Annotated in this window: 30 protein-coding genes; 13 read left to right on the forward strand and 17 right to left on the reverse strand. The window is 54.5% G+C overall.

What is annotated here, in order from left to right; genetic code table 11:
* The first annotated feature begins 146 nt into the window (after positions 1-146).
* Complete coding sequence (locus ACEPP2_RS18670) at positions 147-554, forward strand: hypothetical protein (protein WP_395517519.1); 408 nt, start codon at positions 147-149, stop codon at positions 552-554.
* 105 nt (positions 555-659) lie between these two features.
* Here ACEPP2_RS18670 and ACEPP2_RS18675 read toward each other — a convergent pair whose 3' ends face one another.
* Complete coding sequence (locus ACEPP2_RS18675; protein WP_395517520.1) at positions 660-1,217, reverse strand: hypothetical protein; 558 nt, start codon at positions 1,215-1,217, stop codon at positions 660-662.
* Between the two features lie 174 nt (positions 1,218-1,391).
* On the opposite strand from ACEPP2_RS18675, the gene ACEPP2_RS18680 reads away from it, so the two are divergent.
* Positions 1,392-2,747, forward strand: a complete 1,356-nt coding sequence (locus ACEPP2_RS18680) for a hypothetical protein (RefSeq protein ID WP_395517521.1) — start codon at positions 1,392-1,394, stop codon at positions 2,745-2,747.
* A 58-nt stretch (positions 2,748-2,805) separates the two neighbouring features.
* Here the strand turns inward: ACEPP2_RS18680 and ACEPP2_RS18685 are convergent, their stop codons facing one another.
* On the reverse strand, positions 2,806-3,576 hold the full coding sequence (locus ACEPP2_RS18685) for a hypothetical protein (RefSeq protein ID WP_395517522.1): 771 nt from the start codon (positions 3,574-3,576) through the stop codon (positions 2,806-2,808).
* A 195-nt stretch (positions 3,577-3,771) separates the two neighbouring features.
* Between ACEPP2_RS18685 and ACEPP2_RS18690 the strand changes: the two genes are divergently transcribed.
* Positions 3,772-4,692 carry a hypothetical protein gene (locus ACEPP2_RS18690; protein WP_395517523.1) on the forward strand — a complete coding sequence of 307 codons (921 nt, stop codon included), beginning with the start codon at positions 3,772-3,774 and terminating at the stop codon, positions 4,690-4,692.
* 429 nt (positions 4,693-5,121) lie between these two features.
* Here ACEPP2_RS18690 and ACEPP2_RS18695 read toward each other — a convergent pair whose 3' ends face one another.
* The 6 genes from ACEPP2_RS18695 to ACEPP2_RS18720 are packed head-to-tail and all read right to left on the reverse strand — an operon-like array spanning position 5,122 to position 8,814.
* Entirely contained in the window at positions 5,122-5,445 is a 324-nt protein-coding gene (locus ACEPP2_RS18695; protein ID WP_395517524.1) for a hypothetical protein, read from the reverse strand.
* A complete protein-coding gene (locus ACEPP2_RS18700; protein ID WP_395517525.1) occupies positions 5,439-5,768 on the reverse strand; it encodes a hypothetical protein in 330 nt (109 codons plus the stop codon). The genes ACEPP2_RS18695 and ACEPP2_RS18700 overlap by 7 nt, the downstream gene beginning before the upstream one ends.
* Positions 5,761-6,495, reverse strand: coding sequence for a hypothetical protein (locus ACEPP2_RS18705; protein ID WP_395517526.1), 735 nt, complete (start codon positions 6,493-6,495; stop codon positions 5,761-5,763). Before ACEPP2_RS18705 ends, ACEPP2_RS18700 begins: the two co-directional genes overlap by 8 nt.
* Positions 6,492-7,328, reverse strand: coding sequence for a metallophosphoesterase (locus ACEPP2_RS18710; protein ID WP_395517527.1), 837 nt, complete (start codon positions 7,326-7,328; stop codon positions 6,492-6,494). Before ACEPP2_RS18710 ends, ACEPP2_RS18705 begins: the two co-directional genes overlap by 4 nt.
* The gene (locus ACEPP2_RS18715; protein WP_395517528.1) at positions 7,325-8,188 is read right to left on the reverse strand and encodes a metallophosphoesterase; all 864 of its coding nucleotides are present in this window, start codon (positions 8,186-8,188) and stop codon (positions 7,325-7,327) included. The genes ACEPP2_RS18710 and ACEPP2_RS18715 overlap by 4 nt, the downstream gene beginning before the upstream one ends.
* Positions 8,185-8,814, reverse strand: a complete 630-nt coding sequence (locus ACEPP2_RS18720) for a metallophosphoesterase (protein ID WP_395517529.1) — start codon at positions 8,812-8,814, stop codon at positions 8,185-8,187. Before ACEPP2_RS18720 ends, ACEPP2_RS18715 begins: the two co-directional genes overlap by 4 nt.
* A 161-nt stretch (positions 8,815-8,975) precedes the next feature.
* Here ACEPP2_RS18720 and ACEPP2_RS18725 point away from each other — a divergent pair, with 161 nt between their 5' ends.
* From ACEPP2_RS18725 to ACEPP2_RS18735, 3 genes are read left to right on the forward strand one after another with little or no spacing between them, the layout of a single operon-like run.
* A complete protein-coding gene (locus tag ACEPP2_RS18725; RefSeq protein WP_395517530.1) occupies positions 8,976-10,355 on the forward strand; it encodes an AAA family ATPase in 1,380 nt (459 codons plus the stop codon).
* Between the two features lie 48 nt (positions 10,356-10,403).
* Positions 10,404-11,045, forward strand: coding sequence for a hypothetical protein (locus ACEPP2_RS18730; RefSeq protein ID WP_395517531.1), 642 nt, complete (start codon positions 10,404-10,406; stop codon positions 11,043-11,045).
* A 59-nt stretch (positions 11,046-11,104) separates the two neighbouring features.
* Positions 11,105-11,332, forward strand: coding sequence for a hypothetical protein (locus ACEPP2_RS18735; protein WP_395517532.1), 228 nt, complete (start codon positions 11,105-11,107; stop codon positions 11,330-11,332).
* 6 nt (positions 11,333-11,338) lie between these two features.
* On the opposite strand, the gene ACEPP2_RS18740 is transcribed toward ACEPP2_RS18735, so the two are convergent.
* The 3 genes from ACEPP2_RS18740 to ACEPP2_RS18750 all read right to left on the reverse strand — a co-directional run bounded on the left by ACEPP2_RS18740 (position 11,339) and on the right by ACEPP2_RS18750 (position 13,496).
* Positions 11,339-11,881 (reverse strand): hypothetical protein, encoded by a 543-nt coding sequence (locus tag ACEPP2_RS18740; protein ID WP_395517533.1) that lies wholly within the window; start codon positions 11,879-11,881, stop codon positions 11,339-11,341.
* Positions 11,882-12,416: 535 nt separating this feature from the next.
* Positions 12,417-12,752, reverse strand: coding sequence for a hypothetical protein (locus ACEPP2_RS18745; RefSeq protein WP_395517534.1), 336 nt, complete (start codon positions 12,750-12,752; stop codon positions 12,417-12,419).
* A gap of 312 nt (positions 12,753-13,064) precedes the next feature.
* The gene (locus tag ACEPP2_RS18750; RefSeq protein WP_395517535.1) at positions 13,065-13,496 is read right to left on the reverse strand and encodes a hypothetical protein; all 432 of its coding nucleotides are present in this window, start codon (positions 13,494-13,496) and stop codon (positions 13,065-13,067) included.
* 203 nt (positions 13,497-13,699) lie between these two features.
* On the opposite strand from ACEPP2_RS18750, the gene ACEPP2_RS18755 reads away from it, so the two are divergent.
* Positions 13,700-13,888 carry a hypothetical protein gene (locus ACEPP2_RS18755; protein ID WP_395517536.1) on the forward strand — a complete coding sequence of 63 codons (189 nt, stop codon included), beginning with the start codon at positions 13,700-13,702 and terminating at the stop codon, positions 13,886-13,888.
* A gap of 98 nt (positions 13,889-13,986) precedes the next feature.
* Entirely contained in the window at positions 13,987-14,565 is a 579-nt protein-coding gene (locus ACEPP2_RS18760) for a GNAT family N-acetyltransferase (protein WP_395517537.1), read from the forward strand.
* Between the two features lies 1 nt (position 14,566).
* On the opposite strand, the gene ligD is transcribed toward ACEPP2_RS18760, so the two are convergent.
* Together ligD and ACEPP2_RS18770 are read right to left on the reverse strand one after the other, a co-directional pair.
* Entirely contained in the window at positions 14,567-15,634 is a 1,068-nt protein-coding gene (ligD, locus tag ACEPP2_RS18765; RefSeq protein ID WP_395517538.1) for a non-homologous end-joining DNA ligase, read from the reverse strand.
* A gap of 217 nt (positions 15,635-15,851) precedes the next feature.
* A complete protein-coding gene (locus ACEPP2_RS18770) occupies positions 15,852-16,043 on the reverse strand; it encodes a hypothetical protein (protein ID WP_395517539.1) in 192 nt (63 codons plus the stop codon).
* Between the two features lie 112 nt (positions 16,044-16,155).
* Between ACEPP2_RS18770 and ACEPP2_RS18775 the strand changes: the two genes are divergently transcribed.
* The 4 genes from ACEPP2_RS18775 to ACEPP2_RS18790 all read left to right on the forward strand — a co-directional run bounded on the left by ACEPP2_RS18775 (position 16,156) and on the right by ACEPP2_RS18790 (position 17,814).
* Positions 16,156-16,389 (forward strand): DUF6894 family protein, encoded by a 234-nt coding sequence (locus ACEPP2_RS18775; RefSeq protein ID WP_395517540.1) that lies wholly within the window; start codon positions 16,156-16,158, stop codon positions 16,387-16,389.
* Positions 16,390-16,537: 148 nt separating this feature from the next.
* A complete protein-coding gene (locus ACEPP2_RS18780) occupies positions 16,538-16,795 on the forward strand; it encodes a hypothetical protein (protein WP_395517541.1) in 258 nt (85 codons plus the stop codon).
* Positions 16,796-17,011: 216 nt separating this feature from the next.
* Positions 17,012-17,194, forward strand: a complete 183-nt coding sequence (locus tag ACEPP2_RS18785) for a hypothetical protein (protein WP_395517542.1) — start codon at positions 17,012-17,014, stop codon at positions 17,192-17,194.
* Positions 17,191-17,814: a hypothetical protein gene (locus ACEPP2_RS18790; protein ID WP_395517543.1), complete on the forward strand. Its 624-nt coding sequence runs from the start codon at positions 17,191-17,193 to the stop codon at positions 17,812-17,814. Before ACEPP2_RS18785 ends, ACEPP2_RS18790 begins: the two co-directional genes overlap by 4 nt.
* A gap of 285 nt (positions 17,815-18,099) precedes the next feature.
* On the opposite strand, the gene ACEPP2_RS18795 is transcribed toward ACEPP2_RS18790, so the two are convergent.
* Positions 18,100-18,627 (reverse strand): hypothetical protein, encoded by a 528-nt coding sequence (locus tag ACEPP2_RS18795; protein WP_395517544.1) that lies wholly within the window; start codon positions 18,625-18,627, stop codon positions 18,100-18,102.
* A gap of 78 nt (positions 18,628-18,705) precedes the next feature.
* Positions 18,706-19,413: an HIRAN domain-containing protein gene (locus tag ACEPP2_RS18800; protein WP_395517545.1), complete on the reverse strand. Its 708-nt coding sequence runs from the start codon at positions 19,411-19,413 to the stop codon at positions 18,706-18,708.
* Between the two features lie 231 nt (positions 19,414-19,644).
* Here ACEPP2_RS18800 and ACEPP2_RS18805 point away from each other — a divergent pair, with 231 nt between their 5' ends.
* Entirely contained in the window at positions 19,645-20,052 is a 408-nt protein-coding gene (locus ACEPP2_RS18805; protein ID WP_395517546.1) for a hypothetical protein, read from the forward strand.
* Between the two features lie 759 nt (positions 20,053-20,811).
* Here the strand turns inward: ACEPP2_RS18805 and ACEPP2_RS18810 are convergent.
* Both ACEPP2_RS18810 and ACEPP2_RS18815 read right to left on the reverse strand, forming a co-directional pair.
* Positions 20,812-21,570, reverse strand: coding sequence for a L,D-transpeptidase (locus tag ACEPP2_RS18810; protein ID WP_395517547.1), 759 nt, complete (start codon positions 21,568-21,570; stop codon positions 20,812-20,814).
* A gap of 105 nt (positions 21,571-21,675) precedes the next feature.
* Positions 21,676-22,287 (reverse strand): DsbA family protein, encoded by a 612-nt coding sequence (locus ACEPP2_RS18815; RefSeq protein WP_395517548.1) that lies wholly within the window; start codon positions 22,285-22,287, stop codon positions 21,676-21,678.
* Between the last annotated feature and the right edge of the window lies 1 nt (position 22,288).

Genomic DNA, 22,288 nt, shown 5'->3' on the forward strand with positions numbered 1-22,288 from the left:
GCTCTTGCGCGTTATCCTGTTTATGAATAATCTATATAGATGCGACCGCTTCTATGGAAGAGCTTCGCAACCAAAAAGGATGGAAACATATGGGGGACCGACCAAATCTCGCACCTATGATGCTCGCAACCGGGGTTGTGGGCGCAATGGCTACACGTGCCATGGCCGAGGGAGCTGCTGCAGTTACTACCGCTGTCGTCGACGGCATTGTGGCTGGCGTAAACGCCAAAAGGATCCGGGACTGGGAAACCAGGATCGATGAGCTGTGCGGTAGCATCGAAAACCTTCTGTTGGAAATCGATGCTCCTCGCAAAGCAGGCATCCTGAGCCGCAGGAACCTCGAGTTCACTGTAACTACCTACATGGCTTTCCGTTCGGAGTACCTGGACTGCATCAATGAGAGTGAGGATGGCTACGAGCTGTACTTTGCACTCGACGATCTCGAGACCAGGATGATTGCTGCTCGGGCAGAGGTCCGGATGCGTGCTGCGTTGGATGGCCTCGAAGGTCTCGGTGAACTCCAGCTGCTGAAGGAAGAAGCCGAGGAGGCATAACCTCGCTCGGCTTCCATACCTTCCAGATCTCGACGTAACCCACATAAACAAAAGCGGCCGCGAAATTATCACGACCGCCTAAACATTAACTTCCACTCAATTTCCTTACATCGTCATTGCAAATGACGGGGCAGGACGGCGAGGACGCTCTTCTCTCTGCTTCCGTCTAGGTCCACGCATCTTCATTGCCATCTCTCTGTCGGCATCAGGGTTCCCCCGAACGATCGCCCTACGGATGTCTTTTGGCAGATGCTTTGTAATCGCTGCTTTCGCCATAGCGGTCTCTTTTACGAAAAGCTCGAGAGCTTCCGCGGGTTCAAGCTTTGCCAGCCTATCAAGCGTTTTGTCGTCAGCGGCCCTGAGCCAGGCAGCCTGGATGCTAGTCAATGAACTCAAATCGAAGTCTTTGCGTTTGGCCGCGGGTGTCGTCGCATAAGCGAAGACAGTGCCGATCACCGCCGCTGCCATCTTGTGATCCATAGACATCTCGGATTTTCCAGCAGCAGCCTCTTTGGCTTGGGCTGAAACCTTGTCCGGGGTTTTTGGAGCCACCTGACGGCCACCACCTGCACTGCCGCCAAGGCCGAACATCCTGAACACATTCCCAATCATTCTCAGGATCGATGCCACCACATCTTCAATCATTTTCATCAAACTTTTCATCGTAATACCTCCTCGATTTCTGTACTCCAATTTTCTCCCACCAGCTCGCAACCCACAAATTCCCCTTGCGCCGACAGCACACATAGCCAATAATGTATTCATATCCATTTTACGGATTGCGGATACGGAGGGATTTATAAGATGGCTAAGAGCCTTTACGAGAGCCTCTTACACATGGCTGATAAAATTGAGAGGGCTAATGCCGACATCGAGCGCGTCGATCCCAGTATCTTCGTGCAGCCCAGAAAGGTGCAGAGGGCACAAACACGCTATTCAGAGGATAGCGAACTCGAGAAAATCCTTCTGGAGACTATCGGCGACGACCCAGACTATATCAAAGGTACCGATGTCGACGACGAGGCCCAACGACCCTCCCTATACGACCTATGGGAGCAGCGAAAAGAAAAACCAGATGATGTCGATGAAGACACCTGGAAGCAGGTGGGGGATCGCTTTCATCAGTGCATGGCGCTCGTGAATACGCCTCCCGAATTTTTTCCTGGTTACGAAGAGCGTATGGAGATCCTTTCAGGTGATTCCGACTACGAAAATGATGAAGAAATCGACGAAGTTTCATATCTCGAAGTCGACATTCCAGAAAGCCTAGCCCGCGATTACGACTTCGATGCCCTTCAGGATCTCGGCATCCTAGTCGAAAACGGGAAGGCAAGCATCCTGGTTGATGCCCAAGGATCCCCGCTCTTCCCGGATGGCCCCGAGTCCTACACCGGTCGTTTTATCAGAGACCTGCAGGCCGCCAATAAACCAGCATTTGAGGCCAATGCCCATGCTCTGCGGGAGGCCCATACTTTTGAAGAGACCCTGCTCGAGATCGGTGCCTTGGGCATGATGATGCGCCCCCAGAAGGCCGAGGACGGCAGCATGGAGTTGATGGTCGACTATCGCTCTGACAGCCCAGGTTTTGAGCGTGGTGATGCCGAAACCCCCGCCAGCGCCAATATTGTCGGCTCCCTGCCAGAGGCGTTGGCAACAGCGAAGGACATGGCTGCCCAGCGTGACAAGGTCCTGACTTCGATCGCCGAAGCTCAGGTAGCCGATACCAGTGTGCAAAAAACATACGTCGTACTATCGGCCGACGAAATGCAGCAAGCAGTTGCAGCCGCAAAAGGCGAGGGGGTTGCCACCGCTAGAACCATCGAAAGCAACGACGTTTCCATTTCGATCACAGACGACGGTATTGTTGCTACCAGCTGCGGTCACACGATGCGTGCCGTCAAGGAAGATTCCGGTGCCCATCTCGCCGAAGTAAAGGCCGAGTTTGCCGACCAAGACATCACCATCCACAAGGTGGCGGCGACTGGGGAGTACCGCGTTGATTTCCGCAAAGACACCTTTGGCTTTCAGGCGGGAGAAGACGGCTCCGCTGGGTTCCATGACGGTCTGAACGATGCTGCTCTGGGTGCCAAAGCCCGTGTGGAGTGGCGTGCAGCCCATCAGCAAAAGCAGTCTGAAACCAAGGTGGCCACCGACGAAGATGACAAGCAGCGTCTGCGCCTCGTCGCCAGCTGATGGCTCTTTTGATGTCAGAGCGAAGCCGCGGCATCAATCCGCGGCTTTTCTATTAAGTTCAGCGGAACGGATTGGTGTTAGCCGTTTCATCGCTCTCGATGGAGGAGGCAAAATAGCTGTGACTTCCCTTACACGCGGCATAGTCGACGTTACCTGAGAGTTTAAATTCAGCTTCCTCTCGGCTCCATGTCTCGTCGATGTCCCTTTGAGGAAGATTGGCCTGCATCGTATGCTCGCGGAGACTCTCCATGATTGGCCCCATATCCTCTTGCTTGAAGAGCACATCACTTTTTGCGCAAGCCATAGCAACATGGAAATGATTATAGGCCTGCCCGAGCTGGATTTCGACTGACGCAAGAGGGCCGATGACATCCTGCAGTTTCTGAATGTCAACGTTCGAAGGCATGGCATCAATTCTCAGATACCAATCCCTGTAAGTCTCGTTATTGCCTCTCCGATACATAGGCGGCAAACGATTCATTGCTGCGATCAGCCGATTGTCTTTGGCTTCCTTCTCGCGCAAATAATCAAGTTCGAGAAGTCTGTCAGCATAGACCTTGATCTCTTCGAAGTAGGGATCAGCAACACCTTCCCCCTCGTAGTACGCGACGTGCTCTTTGATTTGTTCGATCAAAGCTATGTCGTCCGCGGTCAGCCCGGGCTGCTCGTTGGAGCCAGAATCTCCTTCCGCTGGGAATGCGATCTCAGAAATTTCGTTGAGAGACCCCATAGCCGTTGTGACAAACGCATTTGGTGGGGGCCTATCTGATGCAGTCGCAGTGACCTGCAATCCGCAGACAATAAGGAACGGCAGTATCAGCAAACGCATTATCAGGACCTCCTATTACCCAAGCACTCAACCACTAACAGGTAAAAAATCCCGCACTCGCTCATCTAAAGTTTGCCACCCCTTCCATCGGTTGCTTAGCTTTCATTCATTATTTTATCATGGTTTCGATTTATCGCTTGTCTCTTGCTCCGCCAACGCCGATAATTGGCGAGTTGAGATCAGGCAGGGGGCATAATGATCGCGAGATTGAAATCCATTATTGAACATTTCCGAGCAGACGACGAACCTGCTCCGACGACAAAGACCGACATCTTCCAGACCGAAGAGGAATCGACGGCAGTCCGCAGCGCACGGATTGCGCAGGAAGCGATCGGGAAACCAACGTTTTACGACGGCACCAAATCCGACATCGAGCTTGTAGCAGGGCAGGGCCATGTGCTGGCAGTCCAGCTCACAAACCATATCAGAAGACGCGCTGTCTTTGCCCCCACCAAAGCACTAGCGGTGGCATGCCTAGCCTCCACCGCCATCGTCTTTGCCCCGCACGTTGCCAGCATGACGACAAGCTCGGAAGTCGAAAATACTAAGGGTTGGCTTCGTGAGGCCATCGCCTTCGATCCCACAGCTGCCATCACCCTACCTGATGGGACGGCCGCCCATGCTCGCTATGCCAAGCTGACTAACCTGCCGCCTGCCAAGGTAGGAATGACCGATATCAAACCCTTCGCTGATGGTTTCCAGGACAACCTCGCTGCCTACGCCGAGGTTCGCGCCCACGAAGCGGACCAGAAGCGTGCTATCGAGGATATTTCTGGCGGCGAGATTGAACTCGGACAACTGAACACCCGCGTGTGGAACGCCTGGTTAAAGCTGAAATCGACACCAATGCCAATAGTTGAATCCAGTATCCCGCTTATTGCCGCCGAGGGTCTCTGGCAAAATCAGGAAGCTCTCGATGCCATGGCAAAGACAGGTGTGATTGCAAGAGATGGCGAGCATCTGTTAGCCGCGGCCTATGGCAGCGGCAGTCTAAATCTTTCGAGCAAATCCAGCACTTCAGAGTATGAAACATCGAGGCGATCCATGACCGTGCTCTTGCTGATTTCTCCGCGAGAGAAAGATGCCAGCAATTCGCGCTCCATCAATTCGCGATGAAATGCATCCGACACCACCCCCCTGGGATACTCGATACCGTATTTCCGTAAGAGCTCAACGATACCCTCATGCGTTACCTCAAGACGCTCCATGACGATATTGGTGTCGAGCTCAAGCTTTGAGAAAGCGGTCAAAACTTGCTTTTCGTAGTCCTCTCGAACCTCCTGATAAAGAGCTTCATTGACAATTACGGGGTTCACTGTGACCCCCGCTGGTGCATCTCCAGGCACAGCCTTCCGAAATTCCTTGTTATTGCCGCAGCCTATGCATCGATACCTACTAAGGTCCGATCGGGCACCTTCGTATGGACCGCCAGCTGGCTGCTTAGCGACCATGCTATTGAACTGCTCGATGTTACGCAGCGCCGCCTCTTTCGAGATTGCGAACGACACTCGCCCGCACCGATTACAGGTCACACCATAAGGTAGTTCAAACGGCATCGCGGCCTCCTTGTTTTGAGCGGAAGTTGGCCAGCAGCTGCTGAGTTCTCCCTTCAATTTCCAAATACTCCTGGCACCGCTCTCTCAGGAAGTCTGCCAGATCTCCGCAATCATTGACTTTGTCCGGCATCCCCAGAAGGTCTCTCCCATCAAGCAGCCTCACATGAACCATCGTGGTGTCGCATTCCCACCCGGACCAGAGCACTGGCACCCAATCAATTACCTCGAAGTCCTCCGCCCCATACGCTTCCAGCATCTGCTCCCTCAGCAGCGCCATCATGGCTGGATCCAAGAAGTTGTTGGTGTCTACCATAGTGGCTCCCCCTTTGGATCCCTCGGAACTCGAACCGGCCGGATCGGGCCGTCATCGAAGCCAAGGGTAATCACGAAGGTGCTCGTCCACACGATGATAGGGTCGTGTTCGTTCACGCTGAACTGGTCGACTTCGTAATCGAGGTATTGCTTGGCCTCCTGCCAATTGAGAATGACACCACGAAGCTCTCGGGGGACCACGACAGGATCAGATAGGTCCTGCATCTCGCGTAGCCTCTTATTCATCGAACCGATGACCAGGGCCTCGACTGGATCTCCGTCAGCGGCTTGCAGGATCAACGCCTGTAGATTCACCTTATCCATAAACGTCCTCCCGTCGACGAAGGACACTGTCCTTCAACATGAGCACATCAGGGGTCTCGACAGCTTCCGCACCTCCGGAGTGGCTCCCACAAGCTACAAAATCTGCGCGATTGTCGGGGCTTCTGGGAGCCCCTAGCTCTCCGCAGACCTCGCAGTTTTCATGGGAACTGAAGACGGCGCGAGCATGAGCCTTCCAGATCTGCTCGCGCTGCGGTGATCCCTCTGGCGATGTGGATGCCCAACTGATTTCAAGGGTGCCAGAGCGATTAGCGACACTGCACAACGCAAAGAACTCACCATCCAAAAGGTTGCTATGCACGTCCTCGAGAAACTGATGAACGATGGGGACCCAGCCATCACTGCAGCGATAGCTAAGGGTCGGCAACAAGAAGTGGTTAAAAGGCTGGAGCGCCGCCGACAATCGTCTTGAAGGCTGTACACGACCTAGGAGTTTCCCTAGTGCGACATTGTGCGACTTGATTGATCGAATATCATCAACTGAGAAATCCGAGATGGCGGACGTATGTGACCGCATCCCGACTCTCTGGAAAAGCTGCTCAGCGAAGACCTCTGCTGAGAACTGCCCGTCAGGAAAATCCGCGAGCAGTCGGACTGGCTCGCCCGGCTCGTTATCCAGGCAATCGACAAGAGGTAGCCAAAAGACCCCTTCATTCGCGAAAGCATAGCGCTCGAGGTCATCAACGATGGCAGCGATCAACGTACTCATGCTTCCTCCAGATCGATAATCAGATCCCAACGGAAACCGTTGATGCCACCCTCTTCGTCGGATGCGGAATGGAATCCGTGAGGATTGCAGAGGATCCTGGTCCCTCCGACCCTGACATCGATCGCCTGGTGAGTATGGCCGCACACCCACAGAGCAGGGGCCAGATCGCCCATCATGATGTCCTCAAATGCGGCCGAGCTGTTGCAGTATAGGTAATTTACGTTGCTATCTGCATAGATCGCAGGCGTGGCGGCCGGGTGCGGAAGATGGTGGCTAAGCATCACTGTTTTGCCGTCAAAGGGCTCGGCTAGCAGGCTTCGGATAATCCGCGTGGATTCCTGATTTAGTGCCAGCAGATCGCTGGGCGTGATGGGCTTGCCGCCACTACCATTGATCTTCAGGTGGTCTGGATTGAGATGGAAAGCCTCCTGAAGCCGCCATGCAAAGTCAGCCTCGTCCTGCAAGCCGTCCCGATAGTCAGTCCATAGGGTGGCACCGACGAAACGCACGCCATGAAAAATAACGGATCCGCCGTCTAGGATAATGCACGGGTACTGCCATTCAGCCGCTGCCTCGTTAATCTCTGCGAACATGAGGCGGTCTGATGCCATGTCGCGAGAGTGCGTTCCCGACGACCAGAACTCGTGGTTCCCCGGCACCATCACGATTGGCATCTGGTAGCGATGAGAGATGTCGCTGAGCGTATCCATAAGCTGATCGGCATGGCAAAGGTCGCCAGCAATGATGATTACATCGGCATCAGGACGCTCATATGGCAAGTCTACATCTTGCTTCTCGAGATGGAGGTCTGAAAAGACCCATAGCTTGGTCACACGGACACCACCTTTCGCCAGTCGAAAGATCTATTTCCGCCGTTGCCGCGAGGGTTACAAAGGATGCGCGTGTTGCCGACCATGTAATCGTGGCTGGCATGCGTATGCCCATGGATCCATAGATCTGGCCCGCAGCCATAAATCAGGTCTGAGAGGTCAGACGCGAAAGCAGGATTGATACTGTCGCCTCTGAACTTCTCCAGAATCGAATTCGGGTGAGGGCAGTGATGAGTGACGACGACCGTTTTGCCATCAAAACGTGTTGAGAGCGTCTCCATCAGAAACTCAAAGGACACCATATGCATCCGCCAGGCATCCGCGGGCCTCATTCGGCGACCAGTTTGGTCTACGGATGTATGGTGGTACTCCGGCATGCTCTCACAGAGCATCTCCATGGCTAGCTTAGCACGGCCGTGCAGATCGAAATCTGTCCAGAGAGTTGAGCCGACAATGCGAACCTGCTGGTCCCCAAGACGCACAGGCAAGACACCGTTCTCAAGAAGTATAATCTCGTATCGTGCTGCCAGCTCGCGGGCTTCATCAAAGATCGTATCAAGCGATCGACCGAAGAAGTCATGATTTCCCAAAACGTAGATTACGGGCATGTGCGGCCGCAGGACGCGAGTCATCCATTTGAATGAGGACTCCAGGTCATCCGACACATCGCCAGCGGCGATGCAGATATGGGCATTTGGGATGCGGAGCTTGTCGCCGAAAGCGTCCAGATTGGTGAGATGCAGATCAGATAACACCCATAAATTCATAGTTTTGCCCTCCAGAAAAATAGTGTTCGGGAAAGCCTGCTTGTCGGCTTGGCAAGGCACAAATTTAGGAGGGGATTGAAGGGAGAAGAAACTCAATTGCTCTCCCTCCGCTTCCTGATGGCAACAGCCATTTCACGATAGTGGCCCAGACGGTTTGCAAGGATCTCTACGAGCAGATCGACGCGCTTCTCAGCGTTGATGACGGTTTCCTCGGCCTGACGGATAAACTCCTCGACCGAGATCGGCTTCAAACCCTGACAATCGACACCAACGTCGACAGAACCAGGCAGCCCAGGCAGTGAACCGTGGTTGTGACCATAGGCTTGATAGGACCCTCGATGCGACTGGTTCCAGGCCCAATGGGCATAGTGCGACAACATAATCCGCTGTCCATCATGAGTAATCTGAGCAGCAGCGCTGATCGACTCCCACGGAAGCCGTGTCAGGGCAGGGAGGACAGTGCCGTCCTTGTAGTAGTCATGATTTCCGAGGATCAGATGCTTGCGGCCGTTCAGACGACGAAAGACATCCGCAATCTGATCCGCCTGCATCTTCATGGCGAAATCTCCCAGATGCCAAACAGTGTCCTTGGGGTGAACAACGGCATTCCAATTGGCAATCAGGGCTTCATTCATTTCTTCGACGCTGGCGAAGGGACGCTTCTGCGCGGTCAGCATAGTGCCATGGCCAAAGTGGGTGTCTGCAGTAAGAAATGTCGTCATTTCATAGGGCTCCATTAATCGAATACGTGCCAGGGTCGTTGTCGTGATCAGCCAGATATTCGTTTCACAGGAGCCTCCTTTGTGCTGTTCTATTCATATCCATCTTTACAGCCATTGCAAGTACTGATATTGGAGCCACGGCAAAACAGGGGGTTTACGAGATGGCTGGCAAAGAATTTACGAGAACTTATCCAGACGGCACTTGGCTCCGAATGCCGGGCACCGAGGCAGAAGCCAAAGCGGTTGCGAAGAGCGAGCTGCTGAAATTCGAGACGGCCGACGATGCCTTTGAGCAGGCCGGACGGATGTTGCTCGAGCACGCGATGATCGATCCCAGAGACGCAGAAGCGATGGAAGCAGGCGAGATCCTGATCTGGGATGCCCGCGTATTACTCTGGTGTGCAGCCTCCATGGATCACGCTGATGCCTGCCGCCAGTTGGCAACCGAAATCAGGGCGCACATGAAGCAGTTTCCCGACGACAAAATGGGTCAGCATACAAAACGCCACCAGGACTGGGCTCCTATCGCCGCATTGTACGAAGCCCGTGGCCAACGTCTCCAAAAGGCCCCGAAAGGCATCAAGCTGAAGCCCCGCAAGGCTCCATCAGAACCGGAAGAGGGTGAGCCTGCTGCTGAAGGAGACTTCCACCTGATCGTCTCCAATCTGGGTGACCCCACCTCTCGTGAAGCCAATGACCTGAAGACACGTTTCGCCCCTGCATTCGTCGCCCTTCCACTATCCGGCATGATGCCTGAACGGGGTATTCTCGCGGACACCATCGGCCGCGAGTGGCCATGGGCTTCCAAAGCAGGCGAAGCACTCGAGGCTACCCTCGAAGTCCAGCGTTCAGTCGGCAAAACACGCCCGTGCTTGAAACCATTGCTGCTGGTGGGACCTCCTGGCACCGGAAAGACGGCATTGGCCCAGCGGCTTGCCGATCTCCTTGGTCTCCAATCGCGCATTGTTTTGGCATCTGGCGCTGGCGACGGCGCTGGACTTGGTGCCATTACCCGTGGATGGCAGGGATCACGGCCGTGTGGGCCTGTCGTGGCCGCCGCTGAGACAGGGTGCGCGGATCCGTGCATTATTATCGATGAAGTGGACAAGGGTGCCGCCGTAGGCAATCGCAACGGCTCAGTCGCTGGCACCCTGCTGGGCATGCTCGGAAGCCCAGAAAGGTTCTATGACAGCTGCCTGCTGGCGACCGTGGATCTCTCCAAAATGACATTCATTGCCACCGCCAATTCACTCGATCCCATCCCCGACGCGCTCCTCGATCGCTTTTCGGTGATCCATGTTGGCCGACCATCTGCAGAGCACTTCGATATCATCCTTGCCTCCATGCGGAAGAAGGCCGCTAAGGATCTCGGTGTCCCTGTGGAGTTGCTGGCTGAACTCGATCACGAGGAAACAGAGGCCCTGCGGACCTTCTTCGGCAAGGGCGGTTCCTCTCTTCGCCAATTTTCCAGGGCCTTTGATTATGTCCTCAGTCAGGCAGTCGCCCGGGAGCGTGAAATGATGCCGTCGATGCTTTGTTAGGGGATCTGGTGGCAGTGTTAGCCATCGTTGCCGCCAGATGGATTTCAGATGCCGAACTTCTACGCCTATCACATGAATCTATCCGGCAAGAACCAGGTCGACAAGCTCCTCGCCGAAAATCAGATTGCTATCGGTTGGAGCCGCGCCAGAGGGCTCTTGAACACTACATTGACCGAAGAAGCCTTCAACGCTGAACTGGATGCGGTCTACGACTTTTCAACGGATAGGGAACGAAATAGGGCTCGCAAGGAGTGTTGGCAGTTTTTAAGGGAGATGAATGTCGGTGATATTGTTGCTGTCAAAAAGAACAATTTTTTCCACTTTGTAAGAGTAGAAGGCCGCCCAAGACACCACGAAGTGGACGATGATACCGCTATCCGTCGCCAGATCGTTAAGCTCCGAGACGACAGCATCCACCTAGACAATCTTCCTGAGCCACTGCGAAGCAATTTGCAGTTTCGCCCAATGTCAGTTGTCCGCTCTTTCCTCCTGAATGACGTTCTGGCCTTCCTTGGTATCGATCCTGAAGACGCTGTTGACCAGGCCGAGGCCCTAGAAGCCGACAGGCTGCTTATGGAAGCCACGGGATCATACGTGATCCCACCAAAAGACGAGCTCATCATCGATCGCAAGCATGCCGACGTATCGGCAGCGCTATACAAGCATCTAGATGGCAAAGGTTTGAGGTAGGGAACATCAGTACCGACTGGCTGGCTCCCGACATCTATACCACGTGCAAACAAGACCCCATGCTGTTCGAGATCAAGACTGGCGTTGGATCGGGCGACTACCTAAAGGCGCTGGGGCAGCTTTTATTTTATGAGAAGCAGCGCGGGCGCTCGTATCGAAAGTATCTGGTGTTGCCGCCTGGTATCCCAGAACAGGTGGTTTCCATCCTAGGCAGCTTTGACGTTTCCATCATCGAGTATACCGAAGCCGACGGCCGCTTCAACTTTGAGTGGCCGAAGCTCATCTAATTGTTTCTACCTCGTAATGCCTAGAGAGGCTCCTCTAGTCGATGCGGGCGCTTTACCGTTCTCCTGACGCCATACCTCTCTCATTATTTGCTGTTTTGCGGCTTCCAGATTCTCTGACGAAATCTGTGCTGCCATCTTGCAGAGATTACTGCGCTGGAAGTCCGTCAATCCGCCAAGGAACATTGATGCCGCAAGATTCATTTCGATCGGCACGTCATCGAAATGAATCTTTTGGAGCTTGGCATGTTCCATTCGGGCTGCATTTAGCACCACGGGACTGACTGTCCCTCGTTCACATTTAAGGTGAGCGGCACTTATTATAACTAGGTTGTCGTGGATACCGATCTCAGGGAGGAGTGAATAGCCATCTTTGGGCCGACCACTCTTAAAATCGTCAAGAGTAGGCTCGCCGCCCAAAATCTGAATCTCAGGATCATCTTCAGACCAAGACGCTTTCCAATCTGCAGGCCATTCGACCGCAGACGCAGTTCCAGCTACCAAAACCCCCGCAAACGCTGAGATAGATAACAATCGCAATATCGATTTCACATCAATCCTCGTTCGTCGACTCTCAACTTCCACTCTGACTGGCTGTTCTCTGGTAGATGCTGAATCGAATTTACCATAGATTAGGTTGTTGAGCGAGATGGAGGTGACGAGAGTGGGTACATCGATCGATGCGCACTGCTTTTCATGTGATTACGAAACTTTTTGGGTTTTAGGGGCAGGAAGGGCAGACTTTCAGACACGGCTAGATTGGCCAGTTTCTTGTTCGAACTGTCGAGCAATTACCACTGCTGACTATAAGCAAGCCCCACTAGCCTGTAAGCAATGCAACTCTACAGAAGTGGTGAAAGTGAATGATGCCGCTAACACTTTCGGAGATGGCGAGAGGGTAGAGCGCTGGGAAAATCAGATCCTGACGAACGGACACTATCGCTGCCCGAAATGCGACCGATTTGAACTGCGCTTCGGTACTTATCACTCAGGCTTTTCTTCCATCAGCATCGACTAAAGGGTCCGATCGGAACACCTTTCTGCAGCTAAAAGGAGTAGGCAACTTAGTTCGCCCGACGTACGTCAACTATTTAAGAGCTGCTTGCCTAAGGCGGGCCGCCGCATCTTCAAGTGCCTTCGCCAGATCATCCCGCATCTTCAGTCGTTGATTGAAATCGTCGGGAGACTCTTCGTTTTCTTCGTCAGGTTCCACAAGGGTGAGCGATGCCAACAAGGCCGGGAAATTTGTTAGACCGCCAATTTCGATGCGAAGGCCAGGCTCCTCTGCAGGAGTAGCGATTCCCAGGTAAACTCGGTTCGCATGATTGACTATATATCCACTGTGGACGCGTCCTGCTCCACAGTGCTCACGGGTTTCATACTCTACGTATGCTCTTATTGTTACCTTGTCGCTTATGTCCACTTTCCAAACTCCTATTCAAACGAACCGTAGGTGCGCATGTCCTGCTCAATCATCTCGCCCATCAGGTTGAGGATGCCCCCAACATTCTGCGCCCGACCAGGAGCCGCACTTATCCCGATGGCTAGCACACACGTGCAGCACAATAGCTTTGCCCGCAAAGACATTCAAAAACCCCCAACTTACCCGCTGCCAAGCTACACAATACATCACTAAAGTTGCAACAACTTTTCAGAGCGCATCGGTGAAATCTGATTAGGGATTCACGAGCCACACGAAGGGTTTGTCAGGGAGTTCAATTGTGTTCTGAGCATGCTATCTGGAGGTTAACCCTCGTATACTCTCCAGAAAACCCTGCCAGGTGCTGACACGGCGAGGCTTGTCGGGTTCAACATCCTGAGGCAGCGGCGATATCTCATTAAAGTCCCCAAATCGATCGCGCAGCACTTTGACTTCCGATGGCCTGAGATCCCGCAGCGCCATCATGATGAGTTCCATCGGTGTCAGTGCGATCTCAAGCTTGCCTCGCTTGTAGATGATGGCAGGCCGACCAGAGAGCACTGACACCGCAGTGGGAAGTCGCCCCAACTTCTTCGGATTGAAGATCTCGATATCAGGCGAAAGGAGATCGATCGCAGGCGGCCGGATGGCTACGCCAGTGGCAAATTTGGCCGACAAGGCGACAGATGATGCCGTCGCCCTGATCATGCCGCCGCCATGAATGATGTGAATCTCGTCTTCTGCCATGACGCGGAGAAGTAGAGCCGATGATGCGGTACTACAAGCTCCAGAAGCCGTCAGCTGGGATAAAATTTCACCAGGTTCTCAAAAGGATAATTGGCAAAAGCTAATTGTAAGGCACCGGACAAATTGTCTCATTCGCCGTATTTTACTTGCCACTAATGTTCCGCTGTCTACGGTATCTTCATCATTGGATGGAGGAGTACCCAATGCAGCGCGTGGATCCCAAGAGCATCGGCAATGAGGCTTCAAACCGCGTCTGGTCGGTAGAAGACTTTGCGAAGCGCAATCGTCTAACTCGGATTGAAGAAGTCCGCCTGCTCCAGCTTTTCGGATCCTATGCGACCGCCAGTGAACTCCAGCACAACGCGAAACGGCCGCCCAGATATCATCAGTAGAGCTGGTTCGATAGCTCTTCGTGGCGGCATTTGAATGACAGTTTTCAACTCGGCGGGGTTGCTGCCTGCTTCGTTCGAACTATGCTGGACTCTTCCGTATGTTACAGATTCTCGACAAGATGCCCGTATCCAAGAACAGTCCCGTCGATTTTCAATCAGTAGTCCCGATCTCAGATTATGTCGTGACCGTAAGGCCGATGTCGATGGGAGACGCTGAAGCGTACGCACACGGTACCAATGATGAGCAGGTGAAGCGCTTCGCACATCTGCCATTGGACAATTATACCCCGGAGATCGTTCACTCCCTGCTAGCTGGAGCTATTGCCGACGGTCTTCGAGACGGCACCTTAGCCGTATTGACAATCGCTGACGCTGGTTCAGATCAGTTCTTGGGCAGTCTGGTTTTCTTTGATGTCACGCATGATGATGCCGAAATCGGGTACTGGGTCGCCAAGGAGCACCGCGGCCGAAGGGTCTCAAGCCGTGCGCTTGCATTGACCTTGGAGATTGGTCGTGCGCTGGGCTTGAAAAGGCTACGTGCGAGAACGGTCGAAGAAAACCCGATTTCACAACGGGCTCTGATGAAAACGGGGTTCGTACAAGTCGGCGACGCACGCCCTCAAACCGTCCCCTCGGGAAAGACCGAGATGAGCGTGGACTATGTAATCGAGTTGTGAACTAGCAATGCTCACCTGACTCCTTCATCTCAAAAACCTGAGAACTATCGGCTTCCTCGCGCAGTCCTTTGAAGGAGGCATGGCGTAGCGTTCCCGTATGCGTCCAAGCGCGATACTCGACCTCGGCGACCAGTTCAGGGCCGACTGCGACTACCTTTTTGCCCTTGAGAGGCACCACGGGTTTATCGATCCTGATGTCATCCAGCTGTTTGCGGAGCTTCCGAGCATAGTCATGTTTGAAGCCCGTCCCAACGCTCCCGACGTAGACGAGGCCGTCGCCCTTTATGGCTGCCAGATACAGGCTGGCGAAACTGCCAGGCATTGAGTTCGAGGGCTCATAACCAATGACAACAAAGCTATCCGATTGGATGCACTTGATCTTCAGCCAGTCGCCAAGCCGTCCCGAACGGTACGGACGATCCAGCCGCTTCGCAATGATGCCCTCAAGGCCAAGCTCGCAAGCCCGCTTCAACAGCTCATCTGGTTCTGCCTCAATTTCCTCCGACAGGCGGATCCCGCCGCCTTCATGCCCGTGAAGTACGTCCTCGAGCAGGTGACGACGCGCTGAGAGCTCCATCCCAGTGAGATCGTGGCCGTCCAGATATAGAAGGTCGAAGGCATACAGGATGGCATTGCCAGCAGGCAGCTTACCGCCTCGGCCACCCAACGAGTTCTGCAGACGGCCGAAATCCGAGCGACCTTGTTCATCAAGAACGACAGCTTCGCCGTCCAGGATCATCGTGGTGCCAGCAAATTCTTTGGCTGATGCCGCAATGCCGGGAAACCGATGCGTCCAGTCATGGCCGCCGCGGGTAATGATACGGATGCCCATGGGTGTTATGTGGACAGCAAGGCGATACCCATCCCATTTGATTTCGTATGCCCAATCTTCGCCCCGCGGCGGCTTACTCGCGAGCTTTGCAAGACAGGGTTCAATCCGATCAGGCATCGGGTCGAAGGGGAGATGGGGCTGGCTTGGATCTCGTGGTTTCAGCGGCCGTGTCTGGATGCCAACGCGGTCATCCGCGAGGAGAGGGCGGCTCTTCGGTGGGCGAGGCTTCTTCACCATGATGAAGATTGAGCCAGAGAAAGATTAACGATGATGAAATAGCAGTTTAACGGCCGTTCAAGAGACGATTACCGCCTTGCAAATGCCGTCAGTCATTCCCATCTATAGCCTACCACCCGACATCGCAGACTGCCTGCAGTAACAGCGAGCTGTTGCGCGTTCGCATGTCGGTCGGGTGCATGGGCGCTCCCCGGAGACGGGTTGAGCGCCCATTTGTTTACGTTTCACGCAGCCGTCGTCTTCCTGACCTCCAGCCGAGATCCCGACACTTCTGCTCGCCAGCGGCTATTCCATCACGACGGCCGGAGTACGGGCCGATCAGGTAATGAAGCTTGTTCCGGAATTCGATAAACACGCTCTTGGATACCACATCGAAGCTGACGGACATCCCATCTTCATAGTCGTCCATTTGACACCCCGTCTTTCCTGTCTGCCTGCAAACAGGCACGTGGAGCTTTCGTTCCTCAAAATAGTTTGGCAGAAGCGGTGGAACCACGGAAGCGGCAGTCTGTTCGGCGGTCATGGAGAGATACTATTTTCATATCCGCACGACGACGGGACTCGATGTCGATGAGATCGGAGTCGATTGCAGATCTTTAGACGATGCCAAGCAGCAAGCCGTTGGTTTCGCACGTGTTGTCTGGGAACTGCTTGCCCACGACAAACTGGCCGGATGCGAAGCGTTCGAAATCGCAGACGAAACTGGATCTATAGTAACGATCATACCGTTAATGGCCGCAAGAGTGCTCCACTGATGGGGTAAGGTTCTCCAAGCTGCCAATGCAAGATCTACGACTCGACTCCTCCCGGTATCGTTGTAGTCTATGGCACCGTCGGCGTTTCCTTAGGAGCTGCCGATGGCAGAGAGTTTGAAACTCTCGCTCCAGCTCGGAGGCTATCAGCATGCAAAGCGAGCCATATTTACGTGACTTTCCGGAAAACTTAGAACCCAATGACTTATCTGTCATGCGCGGAGCCGTAGTAACTGCGGTCAAGCGGTTAGAAGATGAGGGAACGAAAGCCGACAAGGAAGCCATCGCCAAGATCGTTTTCCGCTTCTATCGCAGCGGCTTGGTGGAACCCAAGAAACTAACTGCAATTGCCCTTTTGTTTGCTCACTCAAGACTATTTTCTGGGCGTGCAAATCAAAAGGCCGACTAGCTTACTTCCGCGGTCGCCGAAAAGTTATAAGCAGCTCGTTCAAAGTCAGATTCATTTCATCCGCCAGCATCATGTTGTCGGACAGGTTGGTAATTGCCACCAATACCTCATCTTTACACCAGCCTGCGGCGACGGCGGCCGAGACGATCTCTTGAAGAGCGATTTCCAGCGCCTGCTCGCAGCGTCGAGCTGGGTATCACCGCCGACCGAGGGGAGGTGGACGGCTGGACCGACAAGGCTTCGGAGCTGTCCGGGGAAACGAGCGGAGCCGCCGACGAGATCGAGCAACTCCTGATCAACATGCGACGCGCCAAGGCAATCGATCCCGACGTATCCCGAGATCTTCTCGACCGATACCTGAACGAGAAGGACGCTGACCAGAGGACGCATCTGATATGAGCGACACGACGCAGAGCCGGAGCCTGCAAATAAGCCCGAAGTACACGGTGGCATTCTGGCGCGGCCTGGAACTGGATCCTGAGAACCCGAAGCAGGAGGAATGGGAGAAGGCGGTCGATGTCCTGCGGGATCGGATACAGGGGCGTTTCATCAAGCCAGCGCAGACTCTGATCGATGTCGATAAAGTAAACAAGCCGCAGACGTTCGGCTTCGCTGTCCTCTCCCTGGATTGCCTTGTCCTCGAAACCATTCAAGGATTCAGGGAGGGCGTTCACAACCACCAAGGCCACAGCAAGCGGTTGTTCAATGCGTTCCTGAGTACGTGGCAGCCGTTTCTCGATTGCCTCGAGGCAGGCATGGTTCCTGATGATAAGGCAGTCGAGTTCTACAAGCAGGGGCGCTGCGCTCTTCATCATAGCGGCGCGACGGAAAGGATGACCGTCGGGATCAGCGGTCCAATGATGAAGTTCGATAACGGCGACATCACCGTCAACCGAACGCTGTTTCACACCGAGCTGGTGGCGGAGTTCGATCGGTATCTAACAGCCTTGAGCGACCCCGCCTCCGTAGATCTTCGGAAGAAGTTCCTATTGAAAATGCATCCTATATGCGGCTTATGATTGCGTGCCTGGACCACCTACCCGCTAACGTTGCATAACATATATTATGGAACTTTCGGAACTGTTGACGCAGTGTTGAGATGTGATCTGCTGTCGGCTGAATCTTCTAGCAGGCTCTGAAGGCCGCTCAACAGATTCTCAATGTCATCGTCAGGCGCATTTTGTAACGTAACGGCTCTACGCTCTTTAGGTTTCCGGGCGGGCAAAGCCATTTCGTTGGTCATCTCAGTCCTCCAGGTTTTCCAGGAATTCTGCAGAACTATCTCGCAACACACAACCTTTTCATCATCTCGTTGGCGTTACTGTCAACTCGATCTCCGCTTTCTTGCGACACCCTAAAAACTTATAGATGTTTGGCAGCAGCACCATGTCGCCCTCAGCGGGAGCGAAGCCATTGAACCATGAGGCCTTGGCCCCTCCGCTATAATAAAGCGACTGTCCCAATCCCGCAAAAATCACGTAATCAGCAACTTCATCACCATCGTGGTCGATAACCTCGATGATCGCATCTGTCATGCCGGGTTCTGAGGTCCCGTCTTTTGCCTCATTGTTTCTCACCATGGCTGAACAGATCGAGGCACCATTGCTGCACGTACCTTCGGCTTCAACCCTCCAAGCTAGGCGACCATTGCGCCATTCTTCGAAGAAAATACGGGTGTCAGTGCTTTGCACGCCGTCGCTGCCATACACGATCCGTCGGACACCATCAGCTTCGGTGGCCCAAATAGCTCGTTGATCATCGCACTTAGGTGCTGCGATCGCTGGTGAGACTAAGGTTGTCAAAGCAGCGCAAAGTACGCTGACAAACTTCATTTTGCTCCCCACAAATAGATCTACTAGTGATTTAGCCGTAAAACGTGACTGGACCCTTTAGGATCGAGCTCCGTTACCTCATTTGCCATCTTGACCGGGTTGCATAGCCTGCGTCACTAGGGCCTTGATCTCTTCAAGGGACACGACCTGCAGCTTTGCGCCCTGCTCGATGAGCACCTCCGCTTTGGTGTATGCGGAGCTGCCGCGGAGCCCTGCTGAAAAAGGCTTCTCCGACACGACGACCAGATAATCGGTCGTCTTCCCGACACCTGCCATGATCTGCGCCCCGGCTCCCGCTAGCTCTATCGCCAAAGGGCCATCTTCGGGTGCCCCCATCAGCGCCACCTTCTTCCCCGCGAGTGGACCATTTGCTGTAGAAGTAGGACGAGCCTTAGGCACCTTTGGTGGTGCTCCTCTTTTCACCGCAGCTGGTGGAGACCCTCCTACCCCGAAATCGATCCAGCCCTGATTTGGAATGGCAAGCTGGACACCGTAATCACCCTCGTCGTGTTGGTTTGTGCGCCAGCCGCCGCGGATTCGCGCCATGCACCTTGCGGACCGAAGGCCTGACTCGCGCATCTGCTCCCCTACCCTTACTGCTTGCTCCCTTGGCAGATAGCCGACCAGCCGTCCCTTCACTTGAACCATGATCGCATTGGGGTCATGTCTATTGGTCGGCTCCGGTACCAGGAGAGCTTCATAAACACCCTCATGTCCATGACGGGTATGCCGCCCACAGATGGCAATAAGAGCGTCCTGGAAGGAGCTTTCGCCTACGACAGCCATGGGGAAGGATCCCTCTCGCCAATTGATCAGGGGCTTGGAGGTAGCTGACGCAGATGTTTGCTGGAAAGGAACGGCTTGCGGCGCTGTTGGTCCCGATTGGGGCGAAGCCCCCAACAGCTTTCTGAACCACGAGAACAAGGTGATCTCCCATTAGGCGGCCGACAGACACTTCATGATTGCATCCTGTGGTTACCTGAGCAACTATCGTATCGGGTGTTTATCGGGGGATCGATGATTGACGAACATGCAACCATTGGGGAACTGGTGAAATCGGGTTCTCTTATCAACAGTGTGAAATACGTCAGAAGCGTCCTGGTAAATTGCTATGGTCAATATCAGAAGCACAAGTGGCCAATGGATAAGACTGTTGTGCGCATCGGTCGCATCGGCGACGGCAAGGCACCGAACTATCGGATTGAGCTAGCAACGGATGCGACAGCCACACCAGAGCAGTTCGCAGAACACGTAAGCGGCCAAGCCCACCACTCTTCTGTCGAGAATGCAGTCGAGTTCAACGGGCTGGGTCATAAGCAGCGAGCATATGGCTTCGACAAAGAGACCTGGAGTGCGGCTACACAAACGGTAGCTTCCCTCGAAGAACTGAGGGACCAACTCATGAAGACGACACGCCGCCTATAGCGTTTCTCGCTTAAGCGGCCCTTTCCTCACATCGGCCAAGCGTCGGTAGAGCGCTCCAAAGCTACCGCTGCACCATTTATGGTAGAATGCGCCAACACCATACATTGATGGAGCCTTGGAAAATCCAAGGGAACTTGCTTGCCAAATCCTGCTACACGGGATCATCTGCGGTCAGAGCTGATCCTTTATTTATAGGCTCGTAAGCGGAGTGACTTCATTATGAGTCTCGTGATGACCTTCAACTCCATCTAGCTGGCTTTCTACCTAGTGCCTTTCCTGCTGATCATCATGAGCTGGAGCGCCCGCTCCTTTCTCTTAATCTCAGGAGCCGTCGTTGCGATCATTGCGTATCTGATGGTCGATCAATCCACAGTACTCGTTCAGGATCAAGATTTTGCCAATTCTCTCGGGACGTTCTCCTTCTCTTCATCTCCATGGGAACGATGGCAGGAAGATTATCGAGAGCTGTCGTGCTGGTGCAGGGTTGGAAACAATTTGGGTACCCGAGTCTAGCCGCATACGTATTGACCATTACAGCCCCTCATATCGCGCTTGCCATAGTGGCGGCGTAGGTCGGACGCAGCGCACCTGGATCGGCCCAGGGACGTTCGCTTCAGCCTGACTACCATTGGCCCTGATGCGCCAACAGCGGACATTGCAGTCCAGGGCATACGGCTGCGTTGCGGCAATCTCTAAAGCGAAATTCTCAGGATCACGGGTTGACCCGCTGGTGATGCCACTCGAGGATCAATCTGAAGTTCACCCCACAAGCAGATGCTTCATCGTTGGATCGGGGATGACGACGATCCGGCTGCCATCACGGACCTCGTCGTGAAGGTGTATCACGTCCTGATTGATGAGCCGGATGCATCCGGAGGAGACGGCTTTCCCGATGCTGAAGGCTTCCGGAGAACCGTGGATGCGGTAGAGCGTGTCCTTGCCCTTTTCATGGATGTATAGGGCGCGAGCGCCAAGCGGATTGTTGATCCCGGGATCCATGCCGCCATTGGCGATGCTGTAGGGCTCCAGTTCGGGATTTCTTGCGACCATAGAGTCGGGCGGCGTCCAGCGCGGCCATTCCCGCCTGTAAGCCATGATCGCCTCCCCAGCCCAGGCAAATCCATCACGTCCAACGCCGATCCCATAGCGCATGGCGCGGCCATCAGCCTTTACGTGGTAGAGATACTTGGCGGGCGTATCGACCACGAGCGTGCCTGGCTTCTCTTTCGTCGGATAGTCAACCTCGGTTCGCCAGAACTGCGGCGGTAGCTGGCTGATGTCGACCTCCGGGATGGGAAACCTCTCATTGGGCATTGCATAGTACATAGGCGGCACCACCGGCGCAGGCGCAGGCGGCGGTTCCGCGATGGTTACAACGGGCGGCGGCTCGGTCGATACACAGCCAGAGACGGCGATCGCCCCTGCACCAAGGATGAAGGAGCGCCTTGGCAAGCCTGCACCGATCCGCCGTCCGGTTGAGCTGTTCTTTCCCTCTTCAGTCTGAATGTCATAGGCCATGTTGATACTCTCTGTTGATCTCGCAGGCTGCTTCCAAGTCTGTCCGCCTTAAGGCAGCCTTAAGTGACGACGAGGGCTCGCGTGCGCGCCCTGGAACCGATCCGCTCAGGCCGCCCGGGCCTCTGCGATCGCCTCCTTCAGCCCCTTCTCGTCGAGCACGCCAGCGAAGGTCGTCCGGCCGATGACGAAGGACGGCGTGCCTGCGAAGTTGAAGGCGAGCGCCTGACTGTAGTTGCGGTCGAGCAGGCCAGAGATCTTGGCGCTGTGCTCGTTCACGGCGGCAGCAATCTCCTTCATGGTGAGGCCCGCGCCCGTCAATGCCTTCTCCACGGCTTCTTCGGTCAGCTTTCCCGTCGTCTTCATCAGCGCTCCCATGGCAGGCTCGTACTTGCCGATCTGCGCGGCTCCGAGGACTGCCTGGGCAGCAAAGATCGAGGCACCGCCGAAGACGGGCCAGTCCTTCAGCACCAGCCGGACATTGCCGTCCTCGCGAACGACCTTTTCCAGCATCGGGTGGATCTTCTTGCAGTAGGGGCACTGATAGTCGAAGAACTCGACGACAGTGACGTCGCCCTTTGGGTTGCCAAGGACAGGCGCGTCCGGATCATGGAAGACGGTCTTCTCGGTGATCTCCTGGCCGAGGGCCAGGCGCGGGAGGGCGGCAGCCAATGCGGCAGTGCCGGCGGTCACGGCGAGCAGGTTCCTGCGGGTAATCATG

The organism is Pseudorhizobium flavum (assembly GCF_044142885.1).
GTDB lineage: Bacteria > Pseudomonadota > Alphaproteobacteria > Rhizobiales > Rhizobiaceae > Neorhizobium > Neorhizobium flavum.

Coding starts and splice junctions, on each gene's coding strand:
- ACEPP2_RS18695 (WP_395517524.1), bottom strand. CDS start 5,445: ATGGTAGACACCAACAACTTCTTGGATCCAGCCATGATGGCGCTGCTG.
- ACEPP2_RS18750 (WP_395517535.1), bottom strand. CDS start 13,496: ATGGCAGAAGACGAGATTCACATCATTCATGGCGGCGGCATGATCAGG.
- ACEPP2_RS18795 (WP_395517544.1), bottom strand. CDS start 18,627: ATGAAGTTTGTCAGCGTACTTTGCGCTGCTTTGACAACCTTAGTCTCA.
- ACEPP2_RS18805 (WP_395517546.1), top strand. CDS start 19,645: ATGATTGACGAACATGCAACCATTGGGGAACTGGTGAAATCGGGTTCT.
- ACEPP2_RS18770 (WP_395517539.1), bottom strand. CDS start 16,043: ATGGACGACTATGAAGATGGGATGTCCGTCAGCTTCGATGTGGTATCC.
- ACEPP2_RS18675 (WP_395517520.1), bottom strand. CDS start 1,217: ATGAAAAGTTTGATGAAAATGATTGAAGATGTGGTGGCATCGATCCTG.
- ACEPP2_RS18815 (WP_395517548.1), bottom strand. CDS start 22,287: ATGATTACCCGCAGGAACCTGCTCGCCGTGACCGCCGGCACTGCCGCA.
- ACEPP2_RS18725 (WP_395517530.1), top strand. CDS start 8,976: ATGGCTGGCAAAGAATTTACGAGAACTTATCCAGACGGCACTTGGCTC.
- ligD (WP_395517538.1), bottom strand. CDS start 15,634: ATGGTGAAGAAGCCTCGCCCACCGAAGAGCCGCCCTCTCCTCGCGGAT.
- ACEPP2_RS18790 (WP_395517543.1), top strand. CDS start 17,191: ATGAGCGACACGACGCAGAGCCGGAGCCTGCAAATAAGCCCGAAGTAC.
- ACEPP2_RS18775 (WP_395517540.1), top strand. CDS start 16,156: ATGGAGAGATACTATTTTCATATCCGCACGACGACGGGACTCGATGTC.
- ACEPP2_RS18735 (WP_395517532.1), top strand. CDS start 11,105: ATGCTGTTCGAGATCAAGACTGGCGTTGGATCGGGCGACTACCTAAAG.
- ACEPP2_RS18780 (WP_395517541.1), top strand. CDS start 16,538: ATGCAAAGCGAGCCATATTTACGTGACTTTCCGGAAAACTTAGAACCC.
- ACEPP2_RS18755 (WP_395517536.1), top strand. CDS start 13,700: ATGCAGCGCGTGGATCCCAAGAGCATCGGCAATGAGGCTTCAAACCGC.
- ACEPP2_RS18690 (WP_395517523.1), top strand. CDS start 3,772: ATGATCGCGAGATTGAAATCCATTATTGAACATTTCCGAGCAGACGAC.
- ACEPP2_RS18705 (WP_395517526.1), bottom strand. CDS start 6,495: ATGAGTACGTTGATCGCTGCCATCGTTGATGACCTCGAGCGCTATGCT.
- ACEPP2_RS18810 (WP_395517547.1), bottom strand. CDS start 21,570: ATGGCCTATGACATTCAGACTGAAGAGGGAAAGAACAGCTCAACCGGA.
- ACEPP2_RS18730 (WP_395517531.1), top strand. CDS start 10,404: ATGCCGAACTTCTACGCCTATCACATGAATCTATCCGGCAAGAACCAG.
- ACEPP2_RS18680 (WP_395517521.1), top strand. CDS start 1,392: ATGGCTGATAAAATTGAGAGGGCTAATGCCGACATCGAGCGCGTCGAT.
- ACEPP2_RS18800 (WP_395517545.1), bottom strand. CDS start 19,413: ATGGCTGTCGTAGGCGAAAGCTCCTTCCAGGACGCTCTTATTGCCATC.
- ACEPP2_RS18760 (WP_395517537.1), top strand. CDS start 13,987: ATGTTACAGATTCTCGACAAGATGCCCGTATCCAAGAACAGTCCCGTC.
- ACEPP2_RS18685 (WP_395517522.1), bottom strand. CDS start 3,576: ATGCGTTTGCTGATACTGCCGTTCCTTATTGTCTGCGGATTGCAGGTC.
- ACEPP2_RS18720 (WP_395517529.1), bottom strand. CDS start 8,814: ATGACGACATTTCTTACTGCAGACACCCACTTTGGCCATGGCACTATG.
- ACEPP2_RS18670 (WP_395517519.1), top strand. CDS start 147: ATGGCTACACGTGCCATGGCCGAGGGAGCTGCTGCAGTTACTACCGCT.
- ACEPP2_RS18700 (WP_395517525.1), bottom strand. CDS start 5,768: ATGGATAAGGTGAATCTACAGGCGTTGATCCTGCAAGCCGCTGACGGA.